We start from the raw sequence: 12,069 nt of genomic DNA, 5'->3' as shown, positions 1-12,069 counted from the left end.
AGACCAGCTTCGACCGCCACCGCGAGCCCGGGTCGGGGTGTTCCGGCGCGGGTACGGTGGGGTGCATGGCGCAGTTCGTGGACTGGGATCTGGCCGCCGCGACCGCGGGGGCCCTGGGCAAGTCGGGCCCCCGGGTGTCGTACGCCGAGGCCACCGAGGTGGTCGGCGAGCTGCGGCGGTTGACCGAGGAGGCGGCCGGGCACGTGGCCGACTACACCGGTCTGCGGGCGCAGGTGACCCACCCGCCGGTGCGGGTGGTCGACCGGCGGGACTGGGCCGCCACCAACATCGCCGGCCTGCGCGAGGTGATCAGCCCGCTGGTCGGCCGGCTCACCGGCGACAAGCAGCCCGGGGCGCTGACCGAGGCGATCGGCTCGCGGCTGACCGGCGTGCAGGCCGGCACCGTGCTCGCCTACCTCTCCGGCCGGGTGCTCGGCCAGTACGAGGTCTTCTCCGCCGACCCCGGGCAGCTGCTGCTGGTCGCGCCCAACATCGTCGAGGTGGAGCGGAAGCTCGGCGCCGACCCGCGTGACTTCCGGCTCTGGGTCTGCCTGCACGAGGTGACCCACCGGACCCAGTTCACCGCGGTGCCGTGGATGCGGGCCTACTTCCTCGGTGAGGTCCAGGCCTTCGTGGACGCCTCGTCCGGCAGCGAGCACGTGGTGGAGCGGCTACGCCGCGGGGTGGCCACCCTCTCCGACGTGATCCGCGACCCGGAGAGCCGGACCAGCGTGCTCGACCTCGTCCAGACGCCCGCCCAGCGAGCCGTGCTGGACCGGCTCACCGCGCTGATGACCTTGCTCGAAGGGCACGCCGAGTTCGTGATGGACGGCGTCGGCCCGCAGGTCATCCCGAGCGTCGACCGGATCCGGGCGGCGTTCAACCGCCGGCGCGCCGCCGGCAACCCGGTGGAGAAGGCGATCCGCCGGCTGCTCGGCGTGGACGTCAAGATGCGCCAGTACGCCGAGGGCCGCACGTTCGTGCACGGGGTGGTGGAGCGGGTCGGCATGGACGGCTTCAACAAGATCTTCGGCTCGCCACTGACCCTGCCCCGCCTTGACGAGATCAGCGACCCGGGTGCCTGGGTGGCCCGGGTGCACGGGCCGGCCGGCTCGGTGCCGGCCGCCGGCTGACCGCACGCCGGTGGCCGTACTCGCCCCGCCGGTGGCCGCGATCCGGCTGGCGGTCCGTCACGCGCTGACCGGTCTGGCCGGTGACGGGCCGGTGCTGGTCGCCTGCTCCGGTGGGGCCGACTCGCTCGCGCTGGCCGCCGCGACCGCCTTCGTCGCCCCACGGCTCGGCCGGCCCGCCGGCCTGGTGACGGTCGACCACGGCCTCCAGGAGGGCTCCGCAGACCGGGCCGCCGAGGTGGTGGCCTGGGCCGCCGACGTCGGCCTGACCCCCGTCGAGTCGGTCCGGGTCGAACCGGCCGGGCGGCCGGGCGGGCCTGAGGCGGCGGCCCGCGAGGCGCGCTACGAGGCGCTGGTGGCGGCGGCCGGGCGGCACCGGGCGGCGGCGGTGCTGACCGGGCACACCCGCGACGACCAGGCGGAGACGGTGCTGCTCGCGCTGGCCCGGGGCGCCGGCCCCCGGGGGTTGGCCGGGATGCCGGACCGGCGGGAACTGGCCGGGGTGCCGCTGCTGCGGCCGCTGCTGGCGGTGACCCGCGAGCAGACCCGGGCGGCGTGCGCGGCGCTCGGCCTCAAGCCCTGGCAGGACCCGCACAACGTCGATCCGTCGTACGCCCGGGCCCGGGTCCGGGCCGAGGTGCTGCCCGCGCTGGTCCGCGCGCTGGGGCCGGGGGTGCTCGACGGGCTGGCCCGCACCGCCCGGCTGGTCGCCGCGGACACCGCCGCCCTCGACGACCTGGCCGACGCGGCGCTCGCGACGGCCCGGCACCCCGACGGCGGGCTCGCCGTGCCGGAGCTGGCCGCCCTCGCCCCCGCGGTACGCGGCCGGGTGCTGCACGCCTGGGCGCGCGAGCTGGGCGCCCCGCCGGGCGCTCTGTCCCACCGGCACGTGGCCGCGCTGGAGGCGCTGGTCGTCGAGTGGCACGGCCAGGGCGCCGCGCACCTGCCCGGCGGTTTCCAGGTGCTCCGTCGCGCCGGTCGGCTGCTCGCCGCCGACCCGGGCTGATCCCGGTCCGGGGGCGGCGGGGGTCCCGAGCGGCTCGGTGATCGGCGCGGCGGCGCTCAGGCCGGTGTCTGGCTGCGGTCGCGGAAGGTCGTCCGGTAGCTGTGCGGGGTGGCGCCGACCCGACGGGTGAAGTGGTGGCGCAGGGCCGCCGCGTCGCCGAAGCCGGCCTGGTCGGCGACCGCCTCCACGCTCAGCCGGGTCTCCTCCAGCAGCCGCCGGGCCAGCAGCACCCGCTGGTTGGTCATCCAGTCGTGCGGGGTGGTGCCGGTCTCGGCACGGAACCGGCGGGCGAAGGTACGCGGCGCCATGCCGGCCCGGGCGGCCAGCTCGTCCACCGTCACCGTGCGGTCCAGATGCCCCATCAGCCACTCCAGCACCGGCTCCAGGGTCGGCGCCTCCGGCGCCCTCGGGATGGGCGCCTCGATGTACTGCGACTGGCCACCGTCGCGGTGCGGCGGAACCACCATCCGGCGGGCCAGCCGGGTGGCCGTCGCCGAGCCGTGCTCCTGGCGGATCAGGTGCAGGCAGGCGTCGATGCCGGCGGCCGTGCCGGCGCTGGTGAGCAGCCGCCCGTCGGCGACGTAGAGCGAGTTGCAGCGGACCCGCGCCTTCGGGTGCAGACGTTGCAGCTCGTCGACGTAGCGCCAGTGGGTGGTGCACTCCCGGTCGTCGAGCAGGCCGGCCGCGCCGAGCAGGAAGGCCCCGGAGCAGACGCTGAGCAGGTGTGCCCCGCGGGCGTCGGCCCGTCGCAGCGCCTCCAGCACCGATGCGGGGACGGTAGTGCCCTGGGAGTGCGCGGGCACCGCGACCAGGTCGGCGTCCTCCAGCGGAGCGAGGTCGGCGTGCGGGACCAGTTGGAAGCCGGACGCGGTGCGCACCGGGGCGCCGTCCGGACTGCACACGTGGAAGCGGTAGCCGGGAAACCCGTCGGCCGTGCGGTCGGTGCCGAAGACCTCGGCGAGCACGCCGAGCTCGAAGGCGGCGACCTGGTCGAGGGCGAGGACGGCGACGGTGCGGAGCATGTGACGAGGGTAACCCCGCCGGTGGCAGGAAATCGAGGGCCATTGGCATTCCTGCCACTGTCGACCCAGAACGGGGCGGCGCAGACTGGGGTCAAGTCCGGTGCGCACCGGCGGCGAAACCGATAGCAATCGTGCGAAAGTGAGCGCCGCCATGGAGTTCCTGTTGTTCCTGCTGTTCCTCGTCCTGCTCGCCGTCGCCTCGGCGGCCGGCCTGACCGCCGACACCCGCGACTCCGCCGACTGGAAGCCGACCGACGAAGGTCACCGCTGGCAGTCCCGTACCTGCTGATGCCCTTGGTCCAGTTTTGCCGAGAAAATCCCGGGCGGGACCGCGCCAAAAGGGGCGGCCCCGCCGACGGAGGCCGGTGGGCGTACGGCAGGCTAGGAGTCATGGCTGACGGCTCCTGGTACGACGCCGACATCGACCACGTGATCATCTCGGAAGCGCAGATCCGCGAGAAGACGGCGGAGCTGGCCAAGCAGGTCTCGGCGGACTACGCCCACGTGAACGACGGGCTCCTGCTGGTCTGCGTGCTCAAGGGCGCGGTGATGTTCATGGCCGACTTCGCCCGGGCGCTCGGCCGGCAAGGGCCTCCCGCCGAGCTGGAGTTCATGGCCGTCTCCTCCTACGGCCAGGGCACCACCTCCTCGGGCGTGGTCCGCATCCTCAAGGACCTGGACCGGGACATCGCCGGCCGGCACGTGGTGGTCGTCGAGGACATCGTCGACTCCGGTCTCACCCTCTCCTGGCTGCTGCGCTACCTGGAGTCCCGGTCCGCGGCGAGCGTCGAGGTGGTCGCGCTGTTCCGCAAGCCCGACGCGGTCAAGGTCCAGGTGCCGGTGAAGTACGTCGGCTTCGACATCCCGACCGAGTTCGTCGTCGGGTACGGGCTCGACTTCTCCGAGCGCTACCGCGAGCTGCCCTACGTCGGCGTGCTCAAGCCCGAGGTCTACGCCCGCTCCTGAGCGCCACTCGCATCGGCAGCTGTCAAGCCGACGTTCAGCGGACTCTCAGCTCTTCCGGCTACCGTGGAGCCCGGTGGCGCGGAGGCACCTTCGCGCTCGGCCCCTCGAACGCTTGACCGGGTGTTCGCTGGTGGCCGGGTCGGACTCCCCGCCACGCTGGTCCCGCCCGGTCCCGCCGTACGTCTCGGCGCGTGGCTGGCGGGCCCCGCCCACGGGGCGCTGCGTCGATGTCGACGAGTGTGCCGAGTGCGGGGCTCGCAAGCTCACTCCGTGCGCACACGGTGTACCGTCGAATGACCGCGGCGCGGCAGTTGTCGCGCTTCGGGGTCGAGGCCGGCCCGCACGGCGGCTCCGGCCGCCGCTAAAGGCGGCAACACCATCAGACGGTCAGGACGTCGATCAGGAGGATGCGGGCGCTCCGGCGCTCGACAACAGTATGGAACGTACGCGTTTCTTCCGCCGACCGGTGGTCTGGATCATCCTGGTCATCCTCGGCGCCGTTGTGCTCAGTCAGTTGTTCACCTCTGGTCCCAGTTACCACCGGGTGGACACTTCCGTTGCGCTTGACCAGCTCCACACCGCCAAGATCAATAAGGTCGTCTTCCAGGACAAGGAGCAGACGCTCCAGCTCGACCTGGCGCAGAAGACCAAGTTCGGCGACACCAACACCGACCGGATCGAGGCCCAGTTCCCCGCCGAGGTGGGTGACGAGGTCTGGAACGAGGTCCTCGCGGCCAAGGCGGCCAACCGGGTCACCGGCCCCGCCGACGCCAAGGTGTCGTCCGACAGCATCTGGGTGAGCCTGCTGGTCAACCTGCTCCCCATCGTGCTGCTCGTGCTCCTGCTGCTGTTCTTCATGTCGCAGATGCAGGGCGGCGGCTCGCGGGTGCTCAACTTCGGCAAGTCCAAGGCGAAGATGATCACCAAGGACACGCCGAAGACCACCTTCGCGGACGTCGCGGGCGCCGAGGAGGCGGTGGAGGAGCTCCACGAGATCAAGGACTTCCTCCAGAACCCGGCCAAGTACCAGGCACTGGGCGCGAAGATCCCGAAGGGCGTGCTGCTCTTCGGTCCGCCCGGTACCGGTAAGACGCTGTTGGCCCGCGCGGTCGCCGGCGAGGCCGGGGTGCCCTTCTACTCCATCTCCGGTTCCGACTTCGTCGAGATGTTCGTCGGTGTCGGCGCCAGCCGGGTCCGGGACCTGTTCGAGCAGGCCAAGGCGAACGCTCCGGCGATCGTCTTCGTCGACGAGATCGACGCCGTCGGCCGCCACCGTGGCGCCGGCATGGGCGGCGGTCACGACGAGCGCGAGCAGACCCTCAACCAGCTGCTCGTCGAGATGGACGGCTTCGACACCAAGGGCGGGGTCATCCTGATCGCCGCCACCAACCGGCCGGACATCCTCGACCCGGCGCTGCTGCGCCCGGGCCGGTTCGACCGGCAGATCCCGGTCGACGCCCCCGACATGGAGGGCCGCAAGGCCATCCTGCGGGTGCACGCCAAGGGCAAGCCGTTCACCCCCGACGTCGACCTCGACTCGGTGGCACGGCGTACCCCGGGGTTCAGCGGCGCCGACCTGGCCAACGTGATCAACGAGTCGGCCCTGCTCACCGCGCGTAAGGACCAGCGGGCGATCAGCAACGACTCCCTCGAGGAGTCGATCGACCGGGTCATCGCCGGTCCGCAGCGCCGGACCCGGGTGATGAGCGACCAGGAAAAGAAGATCACCGCGTACCACGAGGGTGGGCACGCGTTGGTCGCCTGGGCGCTGCCGCACGCCGCGCCGGTGCACAAGGTGACGATCCTGTCCCGTGGCCGCTCGCTGGGCCACACCCTGGTGCTGCCCACGGAGGACAAGTACACCCAGACCCGGGCCGAGATGATCGACACCCTGGCGTACGCGCTGGGCGGCCGGGCCGCTGAGGAACTGGTCTTCCACGAGCCCACCACCGGTGCCGGCAACGACATCGAGAAGGCCACCCAGTTGGCCCGCGCGATGATCACCCAGTACGGCATGAGCTCCAAGCTCGGTGCGATCAAGTACGGCACCAGCGGGGACGAACCGTTCCTCGGCCGCAACATGGGCCACGAGCGGGACTACTCCGACTCGGTGGCCGCCGAGATCGACGGCGAGATGCGGGCGCTGGTCGAGCTGGCGCACGACGAGGCCTGGGAGATCCTGGTGGAATACCGGGACGTCCTGGACAACATCGTGCTCGAGCTGATGGAGAAGGAGACTCTCTCCACCGCCGACATGGCGCGGATCTGCGCCCGGGTGGTCAAGCGTCCGCCGCTCGCGCCCTACAACGGGTTCGGCAAGCGTCAGCCCTCCACCGAGCCCCCCGTGCTCACCCCGGCGGAGAAGGACAAGCTCAAGGCGCAGGCCGAGGCCGACGGCGCGCAGGCGTCGGTCGGTGGCGGTACCTCGTCCAACAACTCGGACGGCACGCACTGAGTACGGACCCAGCGGCCAGCTCCCGGAACCGGGGGCTGGCCGCTTCCGCTACCGAGCCCGGCGACGACGGGCTGGACTACATCGCCGCCCGCCTGATCAACGGCAAGCTCGCGGGCGGGCCGGTCGAGGAGACCGTCGACCTGGCCCGGATCGAGAAGGCCGTACGCGAGATCCTGATCGCGGTCGGCGAGGATCCCGACCGCGACGGGCTCCAGGCGACCCCGGCCCGGGTGGCCCGGGCGTACGCCGAGCTCTTCGCCGGCCTGCGGGTCGACCCCGCCCAGGTGCTCAGCACCACCTTCGAGGCCAACCACCAGGAGCTGGTGCTCGTCCGGGACATCGACGTGATGAGCCTTTGCGAGCACCACCTGCTCCCGTTCCGGGGCAGCGCCCACATCGGCTACATCCCCGGCCCGGACGGCCGGATCACCGGGCTCTCCAAGCTGGCCCGGCTGGTCGAGGTCTTCGCCCGCCGCCCGCAGGTGCAGGAACGGCTCACCTCGCAGGTCGCCGACCTGCTCATGAGCAAGCTCGCGCCGAGCGGCGTGGTGGTCGTGCTGGAGTGCGAGCACATGTGCATGGCCATGCGCGGCATCCAGAAGTCCGGCGCGAAGACGATCACGTCGGCGGTGCGCGGCAGCCTGCAGACCGACGCGAAGTCGCGGGCCGAGGCGATGGCCCTGATCATGCCCCGCTGACCGACCTGAACGAGCTTGCGGCCGGCCGCCCGGGGAAACCGGGCGGTCGGCCGTTTTCTCAGCTCCGGAAGCGGTGGCAGCCGGGTCAGCCGGCGAGCATGGCAAGGAGCAGGCCGGCGGTGACCAGCACCGCCGGGACCAGGCAGACCAGGGCGCCGAACCGCGAGGTCCGGTCCAGCCGCTCGTTCGGACCGGGCCGGAACAGCCGCCCGCAACCGACCCAGCCGGCCACGAAGGCCACCGCCGGCATCGGCAGCCCGAAGATCAACGCGGCGACGCTCGCCGGGCCGGCACCGGTCGCCACGTACACCACCACCTGGATCAGCGGCACCAGCAGCGCCAAGGGCCCGTACACCAGCAGGTTCCGCGGTCGCGCGGACCAGCTCGCCGGCCGGAGCGGATGCCGCGCGACCAGCGCGGCGTCCGCGGCGTCGGCCCGGCCCCGCGCGGTACGCAGCGCGGCCAGCACGGTCGCCGGCCCGCCGGCCATCGACCGGGCGGACTCGGTCAGCTCCGGCGGGGAGGGCACCAGCGAGATCGGCGGTACGCCCCGCTCGTGCAGCCGGGTCTGCTGGGTGGCCAGCCGGGCCCGGACCTCGGTCAGCTCCTCCCGGGCCGCCTGCACCGACCGGGCCTGCTCACCGGCGGCGGCCGCCGCGCCCCGGCGCACGCCGTCCAGCTGACGGGCGGCCGCGAGGTAGTCGTGCCAGGCGTCGAGGGCGGCGTCCGGGCTCGGGGACTGCGGAATGGCCTCCCGCGTCCCGGCGGTGCGCTGCCGGCCCGGCCCGACCGGATCCCGTGGTTCCTGCCGGACGGTCCCGCCCGCCTTCCGGCCCGAGGCCCGGCTCCCGTTCCCGATCATCGCGGCGCCTCCTCCTCGGCGAACGGCACCAGGACCAACCCCTGCTCGTCCGGGCCGTCCCAGAGCACCGCCCGACCCGGGCGGGGTCGCCACTCCACCGGGCGGTGAAAGACCGCGGCGAGTTGGGCACCGGGCACGTCGACCGCGGCGACGGCGGCCAGCTTGTCCACCGCGCCCTCCGGTTCGAGCAGCGCGGCGAACGGCGGCACCACCCGCCACCAGCCGAGCAGGTGACGCCCGGCCGGCGGCCCGTCCCGCAGCAGCGCCCGCAGCCGCTCGACGGGCAGCTCTTCCGCGCCGGCCCGGTCCAGGCCGAAGACCACCAGGTAGGTCGGCTCGCCGTCGCCGGTCACGTCGAGCACGTCGGCGACGTCGACCATCCTCGCGGTCTGCCGGGCGGCCAACTCGGTGGTCAACGCCTCGGCCAACACCCGGCAGTTGGGGTCGGGGACGGCGACCACGAAGCGAGCGCTGCCGGGCGGATGGTGCGCGGCGGTGCTCCGGGCCGCCGTGACCAGCAGGCGGGCCGCCTCCGGGCCGGGACCCAGGACAGCCAGGTTGCGGCCGGCCGCCGGACCGAGCGGCACGGCCGACGTCGACCGGCCGACGTCGACCGTCCGGCCCAGCAGCGCGGCCGGCGCGTGTACCTGACCGGCGACCGCCGCCCGGTAGCGCGGGTCGTTGCGCAGCAGTGGGCGGGCGTAGCCGGCGAACACCACCGGCGGGGCGGAACCCTCCGGCCGGGCCGACCAGAGCTCGTGCCGCAGCCGCTCCACCACCTCCGGCGCGTCCTGCGGATCCGGATACCGGATCAGCCGCTCGTGCCCGCGGACCGCGCCACGCGGGCCGCCGAGACCACCGGCGGTGTTCACCACCGCGCTGCCCACGGGCAGGCCGGCGGCCGAGTCGTTGGTCGGTTCCAGCACGGCGCTGCCGCCCGGTAGCGCCACCCGGACCGGGAACTGGCCGAGCAGGGAATCCCGGTGCCCGCCGTCCGAGCGGCCGGCCAGCCCCAGCTCGCCGGCGCCCGCCAGCACCAGGTGGACGCCGTACGCCCGGCCGGCCCGGGCCAGCGCCTCCAGCCGCGCGGCGAGGTCGGCGGCGAGCCGGTCCCGCTCGGCGAAGAGCATCGGCACGTTGTCGACCACGCAGACGATCCGGGGAAGGGACCGGTGCTCGCGAAGCTCCGCGTAGCGCTGCCCGCCCGCCCGGCGGCCGGCCTCCTCGCGCTGGCGGACCTCCGTCGCCAGCCGGTCGAAGAGGTCCCGTACGTACTCCCGGTCGGCGGCCATCGCGGCGGCCCGGACCTGCGGGATCCACGACCGGTCCCGCTCGGTCTGCAGGAACTCCACGAAGGACTCGCCCTCGCCCAGGTCCACCAGGTAGAGCTCCAGCTCCGCCGGCCCGTACCGGGCGGCCAGACCGAGCAGGGCGGTGGTGAGGAACGCCGAGCGTCCGCCGTCGGCACGTCCGCTGACCAGCCAGTGCGGGGTCAGCTCGGTGAAGCCGAGCGGCACCGGCCGTCCGCCGGCGTCACCTACCGTGCTGCTCAGGCCGTCGACCGAGCTGGCCGTCCAGCGCTCCTCGTCGGTCGCAGGAAGCACGTCGGCCAGCGCCAGCCGAGAGCCCGCCTCCACCTGCCGGGCGAGCCGGCGACAGACCGCGCCGACCAGCTCCACCGGTGGATCGACCTCGACGAAGACCGGGGAGTTCAACCCACCCGGCGGATCCGCGCCCGGGCTGGTGAACGAGGCCTCCGGCGGGTCGCCGAGCAGCGCGTACGCGTTGCGCATGGCGAGCGTGGTGGCCCGGGGCAGCGGCGAACGGTTGGCGTACGGGCCGGGGGCCGCCCAGCCGGCGACGACCAGGTGCAGCCCCGCCGCGGGGCCCTGCTCGGCCAGCGCCTCGATCCGGGACAGGTCGGTCGGGCCGGTCAGCTCGGGCAGCGCGGCGACGACCAGCAGCAGCGTCCGGTCGTGTCGCCGCCGGCCACTGGACCCCGGGGCCACCCACTGTTCGGCCTCGGTCAGCACCGACCGCAGGCCGGCCACGTCGGCGGCCGGCGGCGGGAGCAGCCCGGCGTCGGCCAGCGCAGCGAACGGAGTGAGCGTCGTGCCCTCCGCGTCCACCGCGCGGACCAGCAGTGCGCCGGCCGGCGTCGCACCGAGCGAGCGCAGCAGGACGGCCCGGAGCAGACCGGCGACCCGCGGATCCCGAGCGTCGGTGTCGATGCTGAGGTGGCCGGTGCCGATCAGCGGCACCAGGGCAGGGAAACGGGCGTCGTCCAGCGGGGCTGCGGTGCCGACCCGGACGAACGGCGGCGGACCCTCACCGGGCGGCGCGTCGGCAGCGAGTGTCTCCAGGGGAGCGCCGGACCAGCCGGGCGCCACCAGTGCCGCCACCGTACGCAGCCGGTCGGCCAGCTCGTACTGGCGACGCTGGTCAGCGGGGACCGGCCGGGTCTCGTCGAGGATGTTGGCGGCGGCCGCCGCGGTGGCCGCCGCTTGGCGGTGCAGAGCAGCGGCGCGGTTCGTACGGGTCTTCGGACCGGCCACCGTGTCCACCCCCTCTGCCCGAGGTTGGCAACCTCCCCGAGCAGAGACGGTATCCCAGCTGAGGCCGCTTACCCGGGAGGTGCGGCGGCGGTGCGCGGTTGTTGTCGTGGATCTCACCGCATGGGAGCGGTCCGTCACGATCCGCGGCAACTGAGGCATTGGGTACGCGGCGTCCAGCCGATAGCCTCAGGAGGTGGAATCAGTGCAGCCCCCCGCCGGTTCCCAGGTCTCCCGCGTACCGGCGCAACGGCCCCCCGGCGAGCAGCTGCCACCGGCCCCGGTCGCCCCGGCGCCGGAGCGGCCACGCCGCCGCGTACGCACCGTGCTCACGGTCGTGGCCGGGGTCCTCGCGCTGCTCTGCCTCGGCGGCGCCATCGCCGGCTACGTCCTGTACGACCGCGCCACCACACCGGATCGCAGCGCCCCCGACGTTGTTGTGGCCAGCTACATCCAGGCATTCCTCAACGAACGCAACGACACGAAGGCGAAGCAGTTCACTTGCCAGGACGGCGATGATCTTGGCGCCCTACGCAGCCTTCGGAGCGAGTTGGAGCAGCGTGAGGCTGAGTTCGACGTCGTGGTCCGAGTGCGCTGGGGACCTTTGACGCAGATGAAGGACGCGAACGGCGAGTCAGTGACGACGACTTTGACCATCTCCAGCTCGGCGAACGGTCAGCCGCGGAGCAGTCGCCGCGAGGATTGGCGTTTCCAAGTCGTGGACAAGGATGGCTGGCGCGTCTGCGGCGGCCACAAGCTCTAATGACCAGCTATTCGAGCCATAGCAGGTGGACCGGTACCTCCAGGGTCGTGGGCGCCTGACCTCGCCATGCCCACCGATACCACTCGTCCTCCGGGGTGACCCGGACGCAGATGTCGCCCTCCGCACCTGAGTAGGTCTCGGTGACGGCGCGGAGGTCGCGCCGCTCCGTCGAGTCGATGACGTGCACGACGCGGCGCCCGACGACGGAGTCCGCGTCGATCACCGCTGTCGGGGCTCGGTGGCTCGGGAAGTCGAGGGACACCAGTCGGATCGGCCCCTCCTGGGACGGGGGGCCGGAACCGCGGCGGGCGCCGACGGTCTCGACCCACACCCGTTCCACCGGAATCAGTGGGGCGAAGACCTCGACCTGCTCGGCCTCAGCGCGGTACCACTCGTGCTCCGGGATCACCGGGACGTAGGTGCGGCTGTTCTGGACGACGCGGTCGTCCGCCCGGAGGTCGCCGCGCCAGCCCAGACCGGGAAGTCCCACCTGTACTCGCCGCCCGCGCAACTCGACCCAACCGGTGGCCGGCACTATGTCGATCGGTCGCGGTGGCCGGGGCGCCCAGTCGGGATGGTCCGCGAACGGATCGGGCAGTGGCTCGTTCATGGCAG

11 protein-coding genes are annotated in these 12,069 nt (G+C 73.3%); 7 read left to right on the top strand and 4 right to left on the bottom strand.

Features of this window, described 5'->3' with window-relative positions; all coding sequences use genetic code 11:
- Positions 1-65 precede the first annotated feature (65 nt).
- Entirely contained in the window at positions 66-1,133 is a 1,068-nt protein-coding gene (locus ACIP9D_RS26295) for a zinc-dependent metalloprotease (RefSeq protein WP_350873553.1), read from the top strand.
- Between the two features lie 10 nt (positions 1,134-1,143).
- Positions 1,144-2,136, top strand: coding sequence for a tRNA lysidine(34) synthetase TilS (gene tilS, locus ACIP9D_RS26290; RefSeq protein ID WP_350873552.1), 993 nt, complete (start codon positions 1,144-1,146; stop codon positions 2,134-2,136).
- A 56-nt stretch (positions 2,137-2,192) separates the two neighbouring features.
- Here the strand turns inward: tilS and ACIP9D_RS26285 are convergent, their stop codons facing one another.
- The gene (locus ACIP9D_RS26285; RefSeq protein ID WP_350873551.1) at positions 2,193-3,158 is read right to left on the bottom strand and encodes a helix-turn-helix domain-containing protein; all 966 of its coding nucleotides are present in this window, start codon (positions 3,156-3,158) and stop codon (positions 2,193-2,195) included.
- Positions 3,159-3,297: 139 nt separating this feature from the next.
- On the opposite strand from ACIP9D_RS26285, the gene ACIP9D_RS26280 reads away from it, so the two are divergent.
- From ACIP9D_RS26280 to folE, 4 genes are all read left to right on the top strand, one after another.
- On the top strand, positions 3,298-3,447 hold the full coding sequence (locus ACIP9D_RS26280; RefSeq protein WP_350873677.1) for a hypothetical protein: 150 nt from the start codon (positions 3,298-3,300) through the stop codon (positions 3,445-3,447).
- A gap of 101 nt (positions 3,448-3,548) precedes the next feature.
- Entirely contained in the window at positions 3,549-4,124 is a 576-nt protein-coding gene (gene hpt / locus ACIP9D_RS26275) for a hypoxanthine phosphoribosyltransferase (protein ID WP_350873550.1), read from the top strand.
- Positions 4,125-4,560: 436 nt separating this feature from the next.
- Complete coding sequence (gene ftsH / locus ACIP9D_RS26270) at positions 4,561-6,579, top strand: ATP-dependent zinc metalloprotease FtsH (protein WP_350873549.1); 2,019 nt, start codon at positions 4,561-4,563, stop codon at positions 6,577-6,579.
- A 35-nt stretch (positions 6,580-6,614) separates the two neighbouring features.
- A complete protein-coding gene (gene folE, locus ACIP9D_RS26265) occupies positions 6,615-7,277 on the top strand; it encodes a GTP cyclohydrolase I FolE (RefSeq protein ID WP_350873669.1) in 663 nt (220 codons plus the stop codon).
- 85 nt (positions 7,278-7,362) lie between these two features.
- On the opposite strand, the gene ACIP9D_RS26260 is transcribed toward folE, so the two are convergent.
- Together ACIP9D_RS26260 and ACIP9D_RS26255 are read right to left on the bottom strand one after the other, a co-directional pair.
- The gene (locus tag ACIP9D_RS26260) at positions 7,363-8,139 is read right to left on the bottom strand and encodes a hypothetical protein (RefSeq protein WP_350873548.1); all 777 of its coding nucleotides are present in this window, start codon (positions 8,137-8,139) and stop codon (positions 7,363-7,365) included.
- Entirely contained in the window at positions 8,136-10,703 is a 2,568-nt protein-coding gene (locus ACIP9D_RS26255; protein WP_350873547.1) for an FtsK/SpoIIIE domain-containing protein, read from the bottom strand. The genes ACIP9D_RS26260 and ACIP9D_RS26255 overlap by 4 nt, the downstream gene beginning before the upstream one ends.
- 193 nt (positions 10,704-10,896) lie before the next feature.
- Between ACIP9D_RS26255 and ACIP9D_RS26250 the strand changes: the two genes are divergently transcribed.
- On the top strand, positions 10,897-11,454 hold the full coding sequence (locus ACIP9D_RS26250; RefSeq protein ID WP_350873668.1) for a hypothetical protein: 558 nt from the start codon (positions 10,897-10,899) through the stop codon (positions 11,452-11,454).
- A gap of 7 nt (positions 11,455-11,461) precedes the next feature.
- Here the strand turns inward: ACIP9D_RS26250 and ACIP9D_RS26245 are convergent, their stop codons facing one another.
- The gene (locus ACIP9D_RS26245; protein ID WP_350873546.1) at positions 11,462-12,064 is read right to left on the bottom strand and encodes a hypothetical protein; all 603 of its coding nucleotides are present in this window, start codon (positions 12,062-12,064) and stop codon (positions 11,462-11,464) included.
- Between the last annotated feature and the right edge of the window lie 5 nt (positions 12,065-12,069).

This window comes from Micromonospora sp. NPDC093243 (assembly GCF_044753725.1).
In the GTDB taxonomy this organism is placed as follows: Bacteria; Actinomycetota; Actinomycetes; order Mycobacteriales; family Micromonosporaceae; genus Micromonospora.
The sequence above is the reverse complement of the archived record's forward strand: the minus strand, read 5'-3'. Positions and strand labels throughout refer to the sequence as shown.